We start from the raw sequence: 14,568 nt of genomic DNA on the forward strand, positions 1-14,568 counted from the left end.
GGTCTGATGCCGGTCCGACCGGGCAGTCCGCTGGCGACTGCGGACACCCGCACAATCCTCACGCGGAGGTCACCGCCTTGTGGGCGCACAGCCAAGTGTCGACGGTCTCGCCCTGGACGTAGAGGGAGGGTGGACCGACCCGCTTGACGTTGCCCCAGGCTCCCGCGTGGGTTCCGGGCGGAACGTCGGGCCGGCCGTAGAAGGCGTAGGAGACCTCGACCGGCGTGCCGGCGGCCGGCATCGTGACGGGGACGACCCGCACCAGGTTGGCGGTGACGGTCACGCTGGCGATCGGCAGGGCCACGCCGCCGACCTTGAGCGCGAAGCCCTTGTCGGCGGCGGCCTCGATCGCCGTGGTGTCGACGGTCCAAAAGCACCTCATCCGGACTGGCAGCGCGGGCGCGCGGCTTGCCTTGACCGGGGCAAATTCATAGACCCTATGCCTACAGGGTGCCGCGAAGCAGATCGCATCTCGGTCGAAGGGGCATAGTCGCAAAGATGTCCAATGCGACCAGAAGGTGCCTGGTAATCGGTAATTGCCAAGTACAGCCTTTAAAGCATGGATTAACCTGGGCGCTGGATCAAATCGTTGTCGATTCGTATGGTGTACATACGACGCGACCGGCCGATATTAGCGAGATACAGGCAAATTTTATTGCAAATAAGCGTGATTATGCGTTTGTTATCACAATTCCCCTATCTGATAAGTTCGAGGAATTTTCGGCGGCTCGGATCGTCGAATCTTTCTACCCAATCCCGGTCGTTTTTATCACGAATCTTGTTTTCACGGGCCTTCACCCTGACGTGTCCTATATTGGCCATATGGGCGCAAGAATACAGGGGCCGCTCGGCGATTATCATAGCCTAATCGCTACTCTGGCCTTTGCGTCCGGATTGCCGGCGAACGAAGCGATTGGTCTTTACCAGCGCGGCGCATACGACGTCCTCGGCTACTTCGACGAGTGCGAAAATTCGTTCCTGGAACTTCGGCGCAGGGAGCAGTTTGTCGACATAGGGTTCGAGCAGGAAATGCGAGGGCTCATCAGCGGTGGTGTATGCTTTTTTTCTCATAACCATCCATCGTCTCGTATATTTGTGCCCTTTATCGATAAGATTGCCCATTATCTGGAAAATATGGGATTGGCTCGCAGAAGCGGTTGGCAAATGGACGTCAACACGGTCCCGAATTTTCTAGCAAGTTCGACAATTTATCCCGTCTATCCTGAGATAGCCCGACACAACAACCTGTCATTCGAGGGATCGTACTTCTTCAAATCGACGTCTGTTGGGGATAGGCCGGGTCGCGTCTACGGATTGGAGGAGTTCGTGCAGCTGGAGTACGAGGCCTTTTCCCGGGTTCCGAAGGACAAGTTCATCAACCTGCCGGTCATGAAGGATGAGTCTATCCACTTGCCCATCGTCAAGGACTCGCTGGCCAAATTCGGCAACGCGGCGCAGTGGCCCCGGTAATCTGAGCCCTGGCGCCGCCTTCGGTTCCGGTGTTCCGGCCGTCCGACATCCCGTTCGGCGAGAGCATCGATCCTCATTAGGAGGATGCCGCCGGTAGCCGTCCGTCATACGCTCGTCGTCTGCCACATCCGGGGGATGGACGCCCTCGATCCGCGCGCCCGTGAGGGTGCCGGCGCGCGGCGCCGACTCAGCGGCCGCCGACCCACGGGAGGTCGGGCGTGCCGTCGACGGTCGTGTCGTTCAGGTCTCCGCCGCCAGGGTCGCGAGGGTCTGGCGGGGCGGCGCCAGAGCGAACCCACGTCCGCATCACGACGCGATTAACCGGAAGTGGTAGGCTAGGTTCACGGCATCTTCATCGGCGTGGGTCGCCCCAGGAGCCGGGCTGTGACGAGGCCGAGGCAGAGGGTGACGAGGGCGCAGAGGCCGAGCGAGGCGAACTGCCCGAGAACCTGGAGCGCGCCGCCCAGGATCGCCACGCCCAGCGCCTGGCCGCAGAAGAACGAGAAGGCGTGGAGCGCCACGGCCGAGGCGCGCGCCGTCGGCGCCACCTCCGTCACCTGCACCTGGAAGCTGTTGTGCAGCAGGTAGAAGCCGAGGCCCAACGCCACGAGGGCGGCGGCATCCACCTGCCAGCGCGAGGCCATCCCGATGACGAGGAGCGCCCCGGCGCAGATGGTCCCACCCGCCATGAGCATCCGCGACAGGCCGAGGTGGCGCACGAACAGCCCGACGCAGGCGGAATAGATCAGGCCGCCGGCGGCGAAGCCCGCCAGCGCCAGCCCGGCCTCGCGCGGCCCCCCCTCCCCGCGCGCATCCAGCAGCGGCGCCAGGTGCGGGAAGATGCCGAACACCGCGATCGCCTCGACGAAGACGGCAGCGAACAGCACCCGCGCCCGGGGAATGGCGACGATGGTCCGGTAGCGCGCCACCGCCTCGCGAACGCCGACGCGCCGGGGCGGGGCGGCGGCGGTCCGGTCGAACCCGAACAGAGCCGCCGCCGCGGCGGCCACCGCGACCGCGGCCGTGATGGCCATGACGCCGCGCCAGCCGACCGTCGCCTCGATCAGGCCGGCGAAGGTCGAGCCCGAGAGCTGTCCGAGGATCACCGCCACCAGGAAGCGGCCGATGGCGACCTGGCGGTGCGCGAGGGCGATGCGGTCGCCCATCAGCGCCAGGGCGAGGGGCACCACTCCACCGGCCGCGGCCCCGGCGAGGATGCGCAGCCAGAACAGGCTCGCGATGTCCGGAGCCAGCGCGCAGCCGCCCAGCGCCAGTGCCAGGACGCCGAGGCAGATTGCGACGATGCGCTCCTTGCCCAGGCCGTCGCCGAGCGGCCCGAGCACCGGCTGGATCAGGGCATAGGGCAGCGCGAAGGCGGTGGAGAGCAGCGCCACGGTATGGGGATCGCTGGCGAGATCGCGCGCCAGCACTCCCACCAGCGGCTCGATGGAGCGACCCGCGAAGGTGCTGGCAAAGCCCGCCACCGACAGGATCACGATCAGGCGGGTGGCGGAGGAGGTCGCTGGCGGGGCGGCGGTCATGCGGACGGCGGTCGTGATCGAGGGGCGGGATGGCGCGACCGGGGATGCCGTGAAAGGCGCCGCCCTGTCGAGGCGGCGGGTCGCATGACCGGCGCGCGGCGCTCCCTCATCCCTTCATCAGCACCGCCACATGCGCGGCGACGGAATCGCCGAGCCCCTTGAGGTCGTAGCCGCCTTCGAGCACCGAGACGATCCGGCCCTGGCAGGCGGTGTCGGCGATCTCCATCACCCTCTGCGTCGCCCAGGCGAAATCCTCGGCCTCCAGCATCAGGTTCGCCAGGGGATCGCGCCAATGGGCGTCGAACCCCGCCGAGATCACGATCAGGTCGGGCTGGAACGCCTTCAGGCGCGACAGGATGCGGCTCTCGAAGGCCTCCTTGAAGGCGTCCCCGTCCGCAAAGGGCCGCAGCGGCGCGTTCACGATCGTGTCGTGCTCGCCGGTCTCGGAGACCGCGCCGCTGCCCGGGTAGAGCGGCATCTGGTGGGTCGAGCCGAACAGCACCGAGGAGTCCGCCCAGAAGATGTCCTGGGTGCCGTTGCCGTGGTGCACGTCCCAATCGACGATGGCGACCCGCTCGGCCCCGTGGACCTTCTGGGCATGGCGGGCGGCGATGGCCGCGTTGTTGAAGATGCAGAACCCCATCGCCTTGGTGCGCTCGGCGTGGTGGCCCGGCGGCCGCATGGCGCTGAAGGCGTTCCTGGCGGCCCCGGTCATCACGAGGTCGACGCCGGTCACCGCCGCGCCGACGCCGCGCAGCACACAGTCGATGGTGCCGGGCGAGAGCACGGTATCCCCGTCGAGGTGGACGAGCCCGTCCGCCGGTGCCGAGCGGACGAGATCCCGCACCCAGGCCTCGGGATGGGCCAGCATCACCGTCTCGAGGGTGGCCGGTTCCGGCGAGCGCCGGTCGAGGCCGGCGTAGTCCGGGCCGGCGAGCGCGTCCTGCACCGCCTGCATGCGCTCGGGCCGTTCGGGGTGGCCGTGCGGCGTACGATGGGCCAAGGCGGCCGCGTGGTGGAACAGCACCGTCATCCGAACATCCTCTCGATCTCTTGGAATACCATATGCCAGACCGATCGCGGGGCGCCAGACCGGACCGGCGCAACCGCATCGCCCAGGATTTCTCGCCGCCGACGGGAACTGTCCCGCCGCCGTCGCTTGAGGCATGATTTCACGGCGTGCGGGAGAGCCCGGCGCGAACCGCTTCCTGTCCGGGCCGCCGACTCTGCCGGAAAGGCCGAGCCGGCTCATGCTTCGACACGACGCCGGCAACCGGAACCCGCCTGCCCATGCGCGCCCTCTTCGTCCACCAGAACTTTCCGGGCCAGTACCGTCACGTGGCACCCGCCCTGGCGGCCCAGGGCCACGAGGTGGTGGCGCTCGGCATGAACGAGGCGCCGGCGCTGCCCGGCGTGAACGCCTTGCGCTACGGGATCAAGGCGCATCCCACGGAGGGGATCCATCCCCTCGCCCGGAACTTCGAGACCAAGGTCCTGCGCGGCGAGGCCGCGGCCCGCGCCGGGCTGGCGCTCAAGGCGCGGGGATTTTCGCCCGACGTCATCTGCGGTCATCCCGGCTGGGGCGAGACGCTGTTCCTGAAGGATGTCTGGCCCGCGGCCAGGATGCTCGGGTTCGCCGAGTTCCACTACCGGCTCGCGGGTGCCGACGTCGGGTTCGATCCCGAGTTCCCCATGGACGGCGATGCGTCCCGCTTCGAGGTGACCGTCAAGAACGCGCCCCATCTCCTGGCCTACGACCAGTCCGACTGGCTGGTCTCGCCGACGCGGTGGCAGGCCGGCCAGGTGCCGCCCGCCTACCGCGAAAAGGTCAGCGTGATCCACGACGGGATCGACACCGGCGTTGCGGCGCCGAACCCCTCGGCGACGATCCGGCTGAACACCGAGGGCCCGACGCTTTCGCCGGGCGACGAGGTCGTCACCTTCGTCAGCCGCAACCTCGAGCCCTACCGCGGCTATCACATCTTCATGCGGGCGCTGCCGGAGATCCTGCGGCGGCGGCCCAAGGCCCGCGTCATCATCGTGGGCGGCAACGGCACCAGCTACGGACGGCCGAGAGCCGACGGGCGCAGCCACCGCGACGCCTATCTCGACGAGGTCAAGGACGCCCTCGATCTCTCACGGGTGCATTTCGTCGGACGCATCCCGTACGCCGTGTTCCTGAACCTGCTCCAGGTCTCGGCGGCGCATGTCTACCTGACCTATCCCTTCGTCCTGTCCTGGTCGCTGATCGAGGCGATGGCGGTCGGCTGCGCCGTCGTCGGCTCGGCGACGCCGCCGGTGGAGGAACTGGTGCGGCACGGGGAGAACGGGTTGCTGGTGGACTTCTTCTCGCCGGGCGCGATCGCGGAGGCGGTAGTGGCGCTGTTGGCCGATCCACAGGGACATCGGGGCCTTCGTGCGGCTGCACGCCGGACCGCGCTGGGCTACGACCTCGCATCGGTCTGCCTGCCCCGGCATCTGCAACTGATCGGGGACGTCGCAGCAGGGCGCCGACCGGCCGCCGTCTGAAGGCGATCCGGCCGGTGTCGCCGGCCCGGAGGTTTCGGGCCCGCCTCCCAGGGCCCCTGCCAGGGGAGACGGGATGGTCGGTGAAGGACCGTCGAAGAGCCGTCTACGACGATCCGAAGCCCGCCTCAGGCGGTTTCGAGCAGGCGGCGGGCGATGACCTGGGCCTGGATCTCGGCGGCACCCTCGAAGATCGAGAGGATGCGCGCGTCGCACAGCACCCGGCTGATCTGATACTCGAGGGCGAAGCCGTTGCCGCCGTGGATCTGCAGTGCGTTGTCGGCCGCCGCCCAGGCGACGCGGGCGCCGAGCAGCTTGGCCATCCCGGCCTCGAGATCGCAGCGCTTGCCCTCGTCCTTCTCGCGGGCCGAGAAGTAGGTGAGCTGGCGGGCGATGTTGATCTCCACCGCCATCATCGCGATCTTGTCGGCCACGCGCGGATAGTTGATCAGCGCCTTGCCGAACTGGACCCGGTCCTCGGCATAGCGCAGGCCGAGGTCGAGGGCGTTCTGCGCCACGCCGACGGCACGGGCCGCGGTCTGGATCCGGGCGGATTCGAAGGTCTGCATGAGCTGGGCGAAGCCCTTGCCCTCGACTTCGCCGAGCAGGTTGGCCGCCGGTACCTCGAAGTTGTCGAAGGCGAGTTCGTATTCCTTCATGCCGCGGTAGCCGAGCACGTGGATCTCGCCGCCCGACAGGCCCTGGACCGGGAAGGGCTCCTCGTCGGTGCCGCGCGGCTTCTCGGCGATGAGGAGCGAGAGGCCGCGGTGGCCCTTCTCCTCGGGCTTGGTGCGCACCAGACAGGTCATGATGTCGGCGCGCACGGGGTGGGTGATCCAGGTCTTGTTGCCCGAGATCTTCCAGACGTCGCCGTCCCTGACGGCCTTGGTGCGCAGGGACGCGAGGTCGGAGCCGGTGTTCGGCTCGGTGAACACAGCGGTGGGGAGCGTGTCGCCGGACGCGATGCCCGGGAGGAAGCGGTGCTTCTGCTCCTCGGTGCCGCCGCACAGGATCAGCTCGGCGGCGATCTCCGAGCGGGTGCCGAGCGAGCCGACACCGATGTAGGCGCGGGACAATTCCTCGGAGACCACGCACATGGAGATCTTGGGCAGGCCCATGCCGCCGTACTCCTCGGGAATCGTCAGGCCGAAGACGCCGAGCTCGGCCATCTTGGTGACGATCTCCATGGGGATGTAGGCGTTCTGGCTGTGCCACTCGTGGGCGTGGGGCACGACCTCGGCCAGCCCGAAGCGGCGCATCTCGGAGCGGATCGCTTCCATGTCCTCGTCGAGGCCGGACTTGCCGATGGTGGCCGAACCGCCGTTGTCGCGGATGCGGGCGACGAGGGCGGCCCGGTTCTCGGCCGTGTTGCCTTCCGCGATCAGGGACTCGACGGCGCCGGTGCGGAACTTGGCGACCTCACGGGCGGTCAGGCCGAGCGAGCCGGTGGGACGCACCATTTCGCCCTGGCTCATCGGAATGCCGGAGAACATCTGGTCGAGGTATTCGCCGATGCCGATCTTCACGAGCAGGGATTCGGTCTCGCCGAACTCACCCGTCTCGGTGAGGCGGGCGGCGTAGGCGGCGAGCTCGCGCACGCCCTCGGCATAGACGGCGATCCAGGCGAGGCCGTGGGTGGCGTGCTGCTCGGCTTCCATCATCTCCGCCGAGATCTTGCCCTCGCCGGACAGGACCCGGGTGCGGACGCGGCGGGTCGCCTCGGAGACGAGCCCCTTGGCGGCCTCACCGGCCTCCCGGGCGAGGGTCAGGAAGTCCTGAGGTTCGATCGTGACGGCGGGCGATGCGGACATGGGGATTTTTCCTTCGCAAAAGTCCTATGCTGTCTGTCATTATAGGCACGATCGGCGCCTCTGTAGAGGCGTCTCGCCGCAGTCGATGGAATTCGATGTGGTATACTTCATGATGTCGCGCTCATCCGCGACTGGCGATGGCCACACCGGCCGCGGCCACCGCCATTCCGGCCATCTGCACGACGTTCAGGGCCTCGCCGTAGAGGCCGTAGGCCATGGTGGCGGAGACCGGCGGCACCAGGAAGAACAGGGATGCGACGCCGGCCACAGCCCCGCGCCGGATCAGCACCAGCAGCAGCAGGATGCCCGCCACCGAATTGACGAGCACCGACCACGCGAGCCCGGCCCAGAGCGGCAGCGTGGCGTCGAAGCGCCCGTCCCCGAACAGGAGGGCGACCGGCACCGCCAGCAGGGAGGCGCCGACGAACTGGACCGTGGCGTTGCTCAGGAGATCGACATCGGCCGCATGGCTCTTCTGCCAGAGGGTGCCCAGCGTCATCGCCACCATCGCCCCGAGGCAGGCCGCCAGGGGCAGGACCGGGATGCCGGCCTCGCCGGCGACGCCGATCTTGGGGGCGAGCACCAGGATCGCCCCGGAAAACCCGAGCCCGATGCCGGACCAACGGCGGGAACTCACCCGTTCCCGCAGGAGCGGCCGCGCCAACATCGCCGTCAGCAGCGGCTGCAGGCTGCCGACGAGAGCGGCGATGCCGGCCGGCAGGCCGTTCTTGATCGACCAGAACACCCCGATCACGTAGAGCCCCTGCATCAGAAGCCCCGCGACCATGGCGTCGCGCCATTCGGCCGGGCCTCTGGGCCAGCGCGCGCCGAGGGCGGCGGCGATACCGGCGAGCACCAGCGACACCGCCACCACCCGCACCGCGACGAAGGTCAGCGGCTCGGCATGGGGAGCCACGAAGCGGGCGGCGATGAAGCCGGTCGCCCAGATCAGGACGAAGAGCCCGGGGATGGCGGCGCGGGCGGCCGAGGCGTTTGACATGATGCCGGCAGGCACCATAGCGGGCGCCCGAACACAACCCGGCCGGCCGCCGCCGGCCCATGCGCCCGCTCGTTTTCCGCGGTGGACGTTGCCCTGTCGCCCGCCCTGGCGTTTAGAGGGGGCCATGACATCCCGTCAGGAGACGTCGCCTGCCCGTGAGCCGCCTGCGCACCAGCCTCAGCATCGCGGCGATCGCCGCCCAGCGCTTCGTGATCCACGACGGCTGGGCGATCGCCAGTCACATCGCGCTGTCGAGCCTGACCTCCCTGTTCCCGTTCCTGATCCTGCTGGCGGCGGTCGCCGGCCTGTTCGGCACGAAATCGCTCGCCGACGAGGCCGGCGTGCTGATCTTCGACGCTTGGCCGAGGGAGGTCGCCAAGCCGATCGTGGGAGAGATGCACCGGGTGCTCACCGAGCAGCGCGGCGGCGTGCTGACGGTGGGCGCGGTGCTGGCGCTCTACTTTTCCTCCTCCGGCGTCGAGAGCCTGAGGGTCGGGCTCAACCGCGCCTACGGCCTACGCGAATCGCGGCCGTGGTGGCTGACCCGGCTCGAATCGATCGGCTACGTCGTGTGCGGCGCCTTCGCGATGCTCGCCTTCGCGCTGCTGGTGGTGCTCGGGCCGCTGCTGTGGCGAACCCTGATCAAGTTCGTCCCCGGCCTCGAGCCCCTCGGGCTCACCGTCGCCATCGGCCGCATCGGCATCACCGCCACCCTGATCGCCGCGGTGCTCATCATCGCCCACAAGTTCGTCGCCACCGGGCGCCGGCCGGTGCTGGCGGTGCTGCCGGGCGTGGCGGTGACGCTGCTGCTGTGGTTCCTCGCCGGCCTCGGCTTCGGCTTCTATCTCGACCGGTTCTCGACGGCCTACGCCTCCACCTACGGGGGACTGGCCACGGCCATGGTGTTCCTCGTCTTCCTCTATTGGCTGGCCGCGATGTTCCTGTTCGGCGGCGAGATCAATGGCACCGTCATTGCAGCGCGGCGGCGAAGGCTACAGGCACGGATGCAGGCACGACGGAACAGGGCGCTGGATCAGCCGGAGGATCAGGCCCGGGAGGCGCCGCCGCCCTGATAAGGCGCTCCGGTCACGCGCGATCCACCATCCGACATTCGCCTGTGACCTGCGCGTCCTAGCCTCCTGCCCGGGGTGCGGGCATGAGACGGGCGGGCCGTCGCGGATGGCTGGCAAGGGGTGACGGCATGCGGATCCGGTTCGGCTGCGAGATGGGCTACGAATTCGCCTATCCGACCCCGCTGATCGCGCGGCTGACCTCGCATCCCGATTGCCGCGGCACCCTCGTCGTCCCCGACGACCTGCGGACCGACGCGGACGTACCATTGCAGGCCTTCCTCGATCCCTTCGGCAACCGCTGCGCCCGCCTCGTGGCCCCGGCCGGCTTCCTGACCCTGACCGTCGAATCCCTGATGGAGGAGGACGGCGCCCGCGATCCGGTGGTGGCGCAGGCGAACCAGCATGCGGTCGAGGAGCTTCCGCCCGAGACCCTGCCCTTCCTGGTGGCAAGCCGCTACTGCGAATCCGACCTCCTGTCGGACGAGGCCTGGCGGCTGTTCGGGGATACGCCCGCCGGTTGGGCACGGGTGCAGGCGGTGTGCGACTGGGTCCACGACCACATCGCCTTCGGTTACGACTATTCCCGCGTCGACCGCACGGCCACCGATGCCCTGGCGGTGGGTCGCGGCGTCTGCCGCGACTACGCGCATCTCAGCGTCGCGTTCTGCCGGGCCCTCAACATCCCGACGCGCTACTGCACCGGTTATCTCAGCTTCATCGGCGAGCCCGAGCCGCATCCGCCGGGGGATTTCGCCGCCTGGATCGAGGTATATCTCGGCGGGGCCTGGCACACCTTCGATCCGCGCAACAACGCGCCCCGGCAGGGCCGCATCCTCGTCGCCAGGGGACGCGACGCGGCCGACGTGCCGCTGACCCACACCTTCGGACCGAACCGGCTGACGCTGTTCCGCGTGTGGGCGGAGGAGGTGTGACCGCGGAAAAACCCCTCCCCCGCAAAGGGGAAGGGGTCGGGGACCCGGATCAGGCCGCCAGCGGCAGGGCCTCGTCGGCTTCGTGGGCGCCGGCCATGAACTGCGCCCTGGCGAGGTCCGCGAAGCGCCCGTTCTGCGCGACCAGCGCGTCGAAGCTCCCCGATTCGACGATCCGGCCCTCGTGGAAGACGAGGATGCGGTCGGCGTTGCGGATCGTGGCGAGGCGATGGGCGATGACGAAGGTCGTGCGGCCCTCCATCACGGCTTCCAGGGCACCCTGGAGCTTGCGCTCGGTGGTGGCGTCCAGCGCGCTGGTGGCCTCGTCGAGGATCAGCACCGGCGGATTCTTCAAGAGCGCGCGGGCGATCGACAGGCGCTGGCGTTCGCCGCCCGAGAGCGAGCGTCCGCGCTCGCCGATCACCGTGTCGAGGCCGTCGAGCTGGCGGTCCATGAACTCGGTGGCCTGCGCCCGGTCGAGGGCGTCGAGCATCTCGGCGTCGGTGGCGTCGGGGCGGCCGACCTGCAGGTTCTCGCGGATCGATCGGGCGAACAGCATCGGCTCCTGGAACACCACGCCGATGTTGTGGCGCAGGGACGACAGGCCGATGTCGCGGATGTCGATGCCGTCGATGCGGATGGCGCCGTGGTCGGGATCGAAGGCGCGATGGAGCAGGCCCAGCGTCGTCGACTTGCCCGAGCCGGTGGTGCCGACCAGGGCCACGGTCTCGCCGGCGCGGGCGGTGAAGGAGACCTCCTCCACGGCCTTGCGGCGGGGGGTGTAGGAGAAGCCGACGTTGTCGAAGGAGACCTCGCCCTCGAAGCGGGCGACCTGGCGGGCGTTGGCCCGGTCGTGGACGGCGGGCGCCGTGTCGAGGATCTCGAAGAACTCGGCGATCTTGGGCATCTGCTGGAACAGGCCGTTGATGCAGCAGGCGACCTGGTCGAGGCGCGACACCAGCATGGTGGCCAGGCTCATGAAGGCAACGACCTCGCCGACGCTGGCCATCCCGTGCTGGTGCAGCACGATGCCGGTGATGAAGATCGCGGTCATCGTCAGCGTGGCGGAGGCGCGGGTGGCGACGTTGGCCAGAGCCCACCACGACAGGACCGGGATCTGCGCGGCGAGCAGGTTGCGGATGATGCCGTGCATCGCATCCTTCTCGGCCTTGGCGCGGGTGAAGGACTGGATGACCGCGACGTTGCCCAGCGCATCGGAGGCGTGTTCGGCCAGGCCCGACTGGTAGGCCTCGACCTTGCCCTGCAGGGTTTCGGTGCGGCGGATGACGAGGGTGGTCAGCACGGTGAAGACCAGGACCAGCACCACGAGGATGCCGCCGAGCTGCCAGTTGACGAACAGGGTGAGCGGCAGCAGCACGCCGAGGGAGACGATGGCGACGAAATGGTCGCGGAAGAAGCCGAGCCACAGCCACGACATGCCGTTCGTGCCCTCCAGCATCGCCTTGAGGACGCGCCCGGAGTGGTTCGAGGAATGGAAGGCGAGCGGCAGTTCGAGGACGTGCTCGAAGTAGTTGGCCATCGCCGAGAGGCGGTTGCGGTGGGCCAGCCGGTCGGCGTGGAGCGCGATGGCGACACCGGCCGCGATGGTGAACAGGCCGAAGCCGACCCAGGCCGCCACCAGGGGCAGCAGGGTCGCAAAAGCGTCGGAATCCTTGTTCAGATGGGTGAGCTTGTCGATGATCCGGCCCATGAGCAACGGCTCGACGAAGGCGGCCACGGCCAGCGCCACGTTGGCGGCGGCCAGGAAGACGGCGAGCCGCTTGTCGGCGCCCAAAAGGCCCATGACCCGGGCGTAGAGACGAACCAACGACATGATGACGTGTGCTCCGAAGCCGATTTTGGCGGCCCCCGTTCGTGCGGGACCTTGTGCCTGTACGCGGCACCTGCGGATCGGCGGTCCGCTGTCGGCGGAACGGCTTAGCCTCGGTGCTGATCGGCTTATCGCAGCCTCTCCCTGAACGGCGAATGACACGATTCCCAGGCGCGGCGCCACCGATTTTACGGTTCGTTCACCGCGTCCACCTAAGTCTGTGCACGGGGCTTACGCCCGGCGTCCGTTTCCGGCGCGTCTCCGTCGCTCAGGTTTGCCCGCCATGGATCTCGCAACCGCTGTCGGTCTGCTCGGCGGAATCGCGACCGTCTTCGTCCTGATCATGATCGACGGCGGCAATTTCGCCGCCTATTTCGACAAGCACGCGGTGATCGTGATCTTCGGCGGCGCCACCGCCGCGACGATGATGCGCTTCCCGTTCTCGACGATCGCCCACGGCCTGCCGATGGGCCTGCGCTACGCCTTCACCATGCGGGCGATCAAGCCGCGCGACCTCATCGAGGAGATCACCAAGATCGCCGACGTGGTGCGCAAGTCCGGCCCGATGGCCCTCGAGAGCATGGAGATCTCCGACCCGTTCCTCGCCCAGGGCGCCCGCTACATCGCCGACGGCTACGACCGCGAGTTCATCCGCGACACGATGGAGCGCGACCGGGACAACTTTCTCATGCACCTCGACGAGGGCTCGAAGATCTACCGGGCGTTCGGCGACTGCGCCCCGGCCTGGGGCATGATCGGGACCATCCTCGGCATGGTGACGATGTTCGCCAACATGTCCGATCCCTCGAAGCTCGGCCCCGCCATGGCGACCGCGCTGCTCGCCACCCTCTACGGGGCGCTGCTCGCCAACGCGATCACGCTGCCGCTGGCCGACAAGCTCCACATGAAGCTCGAGGAGGAGGACGTCTCGCGCTCCCTCATCATCGACGGGATCCTGCTCATCCGCGACGCCAAGAGCTCCTCGCTCGTGCGCGAGATGCTGATCGCCTACCTGCCGCACAACCACCGCGAAGACCTTTCGGCCGAAGCGGCCTGACGACCACGGGAGGCGGCGGTGGCCAAGAAGAAGCGCGGCGGCGCGCACGGCGGCCACGGCTGGTTCGTGACCTTCGCCGACCTGATGGCGCTGCTCATGAGCTTCTTCGTCATGATCGCCGCCTATTCGACGCAGGACCAGAAGAAGCTGCAGATGGTGGCCGGCTCGATGCGCGACGCCTTCGGCACGACCAAGGAATCGCGCTTCGCCGGCATCATCGAGAAGGACGGGCTGCCGAGCGCGCAACGCGTCAAGAACCTGCGCGACATCGCCCCCGAGAACGCCACCGACCGCCCGACACCGCCCGGAACCGACGCCATCCAGGAAGACGGCATCCCGGATGCGGGCTATCGCGACGGAGCGGGCCTGGCCGCCGCCAGCCTGCGCCAGGCGCTGCAGGACATGCCGGAGGTCGCCGAACTGTCGAAGAACATCATCGTCACGCCGACCCAGCGCGGCCTCGACCTGACGCTCGTCGACCAAGACGGCGCCTCGATGTTCCCGGACGGGTCGAGCCGGCCCAACGACCGCACCCGCCGCCTCCTCGAAAAGCTGGCGCCGACCCTGCGGCGGATGGCCAACCGTATCGCGATCACCGGCTTCACCGCCACGGATCGCCCCGGCGCCCGCACGTCGGTTCCGCCCTGGGAACTCTCGGCCAACCGCGCCATCACCGTGCGCGAGATCCTCGCCAATGCCGGCGTGCCCGACGATCGCTTCGCCTCCGTCAGCGGCAAGGCCGACACCGAGCCGCTGTTTCCCGACAACCCCTACCTCTCCGCCAACCGGAGGGTGACGGTGACCCTGCTCAGCGAATCGGCCCCGACGCCGTGGACCAAGGGGATTCCCTGAGGCCGCCGCCGCCGACGCCCATCACGAGCCGGGCCGGTCGTCCTATTCGGCGACCAGCAGCGCCCAGTAGACCTTGTACTTCGAGTTCGGCGCATAGGCGGTGGCGATGCCCATCCGCCGCGCCCCGGGCGCGCGCATGACGGCGTCGTGCCCCTTGCTCTCGCGCCAGCCCGAGAAGGCTTCGGCCAGGGTATGGTAGCCGGCCGAGAGGTTGGCCTCGGCGCCGACGTAGCCCAGGCGCCCCACCGCGTTCTTGACCGTCTCGGCCCGGCTCGGCTTGTCCGCCACCGCCATGGCGGCGGCCTCGGCCTGGGCCAGGCGCTGGAGGTCCGGGTCGAGGGCCAGCGGCGCGAGGCCGGTCCTGGCGCGATAGGCCGAGATCATGTCGCGGGCGGTGGCGGCATCGATCTGCGCCGCGGGCGTCGCCAGAGCCAGGTACAGGGTCGGCGCCGGTTCGGACCGGTCGGCCATGCAGCCC

The 14,568-nt window shown here is 68.6% G+C and carries 13 protein-coding genes; 6 read left to right on the forward strand and 7 right to left on the reverse strand.

Annotation, left to right across the window (positions count from 1 at the left end; all coding sequences use genetic code 11):
- Positions 1 to 58: 58 nt before the first annotated feature.
- Complete coding sequence (locus tag ASG40_RS09905; RefSeq protein ID WP_055884388.1) at positions 59 to 382, reverse strand: hypothetical protein; 324 nt, start codon at positions 380 to 382, stop codon at positions 59 to 61.
- Between the two features lie 116 nt (positions 383 to 498).
- On the opposite strand from ASG40_RS09905, the gene ASG40_RS21165 reads away from it, so the two are divergent.
- Positions 499 to 1,470 (forward strand): WcbI family polysaccharide biosynthesis putative acetyltransferase, encoded by a 972-nt coding sequence (locus ASG40_RS21165; protein WP_156387639.1) that lies wholly within the window; start codon positions 499 to 501, stop codon positions 1,468 to 1,470.
- Between the two features lie 341 nt (positions 1,471 to 1,811).
- Here ASG40_RS21165 and ASG40_RS09910 read toward each other — a convergent pair whose 3' ends face one another.
- Both ASG40_RS09910 and ASG40_RS09915 read right to left on the reverse strand, forming a co-directional pair.
- Entirely contained in the window at positions 1,812 to 3,011 is a 1,200-nt protein-coding gene (locus tag ASG40_RS09910) for an MFS transporter (protein WP_055884391.1), read from the reverse strand.
- Between the two features lie 106 nt (positions 3,012 to 3,117).
- A complete protein-coding gene (locus ASG40_RS09915) occupies positions 3,118 to 4,044 on the reverse strand; it encodes a histone deacetylase family protein (RefSeq protein ID WP_055884393.1) in 927 nt (308 codons plus the stop codon).
- A gap of 257 nt (positions 4,045 to 4,301) precedes the next feature.
- Between ASG40_RS09915 and ASG40_RS09920 the strand changes: the two genes are divergently transcribed.
- Positions 4,302 to 5,540 carry a glycosyltransferase family 4 protein gene (locus ASG40_RS09920; RefSeq protein WP_055884397.1) on the forward strand — a complete coding sequence of 413 codons (1,239 nt, stop codon included), beginning with the start codon at positions 4,302 to 4,304 and terminating at the stop codon, positions 5,538 to 5,540.
- A gap of 125 nt (positions 5,541 to 5,665) precedes the next feature.
- On the opposite strand, the gene ASG40_RS09925 is transcribed toward ASG40_RS09920, so the two are convergent.
- Together ASG40_RS09925 and ASG40_RS09930 are read right to left on the reverse strand one after the other, a co-directional pair.
- On the reverse strand, positions 5,666 to 7,348 hold the full coding sequence (locus ASG40_RS09925; RefSeq protein ID WP_055884400.1) for an acyl-CoA dehydrogenase family protein: 1,683 nt from the start codon (positions 7,346 to 7,348) through the stop codon (positions 5,666 to 5,668).
- Between the two features lie 121 nt (positions 7,349 to 7,469).
- The gene (locus tag ASG40_RS09930) at positions 7,470 to 8,348 is read right to left on the reverse strand and encodes a DMT family transporter (RefSeq protein ID WP_055884753.1); all 879 of its coding nucleotides are present in this window, start codon (positions 8,346 to 8,348) and stop codon (positions 7,470 to 7,472) included.
- A gap of 155 nt (positions 8,349 to 8,503) precedes the next feature.
- Here ASG40_RS09930 and ASG40_RS09935 point away from each other — a divergent pair, with 155 nt between their 5' ends.
- Both ASG40_RS09935 and ASG40_RS09940 read left to right on the forward strand, forming a co-directional pair.
- On the forward strand, positions 8,504 to 9,421 hold the full coding sequence (locus tag ASG40_RS09935) for a YihY/virulence factor BrkB family protein (RefSeq protein ID WP_055884402.1): 918 nt from the start codon (positions 8,504 to 8,506) through the stop codon (positions 9,419 to 9,421).
- 128 nt (positions 9,422 to 9,549) lie between these two features.
- The gene (locus ASG40_RS09940; RefSeq protein WP_055884405.1) at positions 9,550 to 10,353 is read left to right on the forward strand and encodes a transglutaminase-like domain-containing protein; all 804 of its coding nucleotides are present in this window, start codon (positions 9,550 to 9,552) and stop codon (positions 10,351 to 10,353) included.
- A 49-nt stretch (positions 10,354 to 10,402) separates the two neighbouring features.
- Here the strand turns inward: ASG40_RS09940 and ASG40_RS09945 are convergent, their stop codons facing one another.
- Entirely contained in the window at positions 10,403 to 12,184 is a 1,782-nt protein-coding gene (locus ASG40_RS09945) for a glucan ABC transporter ATP-binding protein/ permease (RefSeq protein WP_055884408.1), read from the reverse strand.
- Between the two features lie 280 nt (positions 12,185 to 12,464).
- Here ASG40_RS09945 and ASG40_RS09950 point away from each other — a divergent pair, with 280 nt between their 5' ends.
- Together ASG40_RS09950 and ASG40_RS09955 are read left to right on the forward strand one after the other, a co-directional pair.
- Complete coding sequence (locus ASG40_RS09950; RefSeq protein ID WP_055884418.1) at positions 12,465 to 13,238, forward strand: motility protein A; 774 nt, start codon at positions 12,465 to 12,467, stop codon at positions 13,236 to 13,238.
- An 18-nt stretch (positions 13,239 to 13,256) separates the two neighbouring features.
- On the forward strand, positions 13,257 to 14,090 hold the full coding sequence (locus tag ASG40_RS09955) for an OmpA/MotB family protein (protein WP_055884421.1): 834 nt from the start codon (positions 13,257 to 13,259) through the stop codon (positions 14,088 to 14,090).
- 42 nt (positions 14,091 to 14,132) lie between these two features.
- Here ASG40_RS09955 and ASG40_RS09960 read toward each other — a convergent pair whose 3' ends face one another.
- The gene (locus ASG40_RS09960; RefSeq protein ID WP_055884754.1) at positions 14,133 to 14,561 is read right to left on the reverse strand and encodes a CAP domain-containing protein; all 429 of its coding nucleotides are present in this window, start codon (positions 14,559 to 14,561) and stop codon (positions 14,133 to 14,135) included.
- Positions 14,562 to 14,568 lie beyond the last annotated feature (7 nt).

The sequence above is a fragment of the Methylobacterium sp. Leaf399 genome (genome assembly GCF_001424525.1).
Classification (GTDB): Bacteria; Pseudomonadota; Alphaproteobacteria; order Rhizobiales; family Beijerinckiaceae; genus Methylobacterium.

What these genes read in the sequence shown, in the direction of transcription:
- ASG40_RS09960 (WP_055884754.1), bottom strand. Translation starts at nt 14,561, where the DNA reads ATGGCCGACCGGTCCGAACCGGCGCCGACCCTGTACCTGGCTCTGGCG.
- ASG40_RS09915 (WP_055884393.1), bottom strand. Translation starts at nt 4,044, where the DNA reads ATGACGGTGCTGTTCCACCACGCGGCCGCCTTGGCCCATCGTACGCCG.
- ASG40_RS21165 (WP_156387639.1), top strand. Translation starts at nt 499, where the DNA reads ATGTCCAATGCGACCAGAAGGTGCCTGGTAATCGGTAATTGCCAAGTA.
- ASG40_RS09945 (WP_055884408.1), bottom strand. Translation starts at nt 12,184, where the DNA reads ATGTCGTTGGTTCGTCTCTACGCCCGGGTCATGGGCCTTTTGGGCGCC.
- ASG40_RS09910 (WP_055884391.1), bottom strand. Translation starts at nt 3,011, where the DNA reads ATGACCGCCGCCCCGCCAGCGACCTCCTCCGCCACCCGCCTGATCGTG.
- ASG40_RS09905 (WP_055884388.1), bottom strand. Translation starts at nt 382, where the DNA reads ATGAGGTGCTTTTGGACCGTCGACACCACGGCGATCGAGGCCGCCGCC.
- ASG40_RS09940 (WP_055884405.1), top strand. Translation starts at nt 9,550, where the DNA reads ATGCGGATCCGGTTCGGCTGCGAGATGGGCTACGAATTCGCCTATCCG.
- ASG40_RS09930 (WP_055884753.1), bottom strand. Translation starts at nt 8,348, where the DNA reads ATGTCAAACGCCTCGGCCGCCCGCGCCGCCATCCCCGGGCTCTTCGTC.
- ASG40_RS09925 (WP_055884400.1), bottom strand. Translation starts at nt 7,348, where the DNA reads ATGTCCGCATCGCCCGCCGTCACGATCGAACCTCAGGACTTCCTGACC.
- ASG40_RS09950 (WP_055884418.1), top strand. Translation starts at nt 12,465, where the DNA reads ATGGATCTCGCAACCGCTGTCGGTCTGCTCGGCGGAATCGCGACCGTC.
- ASG40_RS09920 (WP_055884397.1), top strand. Translation starts at nt 4,302, where the DNA reads ATGCGCGCCCTCTTCGTCCACCAGAACTTTCCGGGCCAGTACCGTCAC.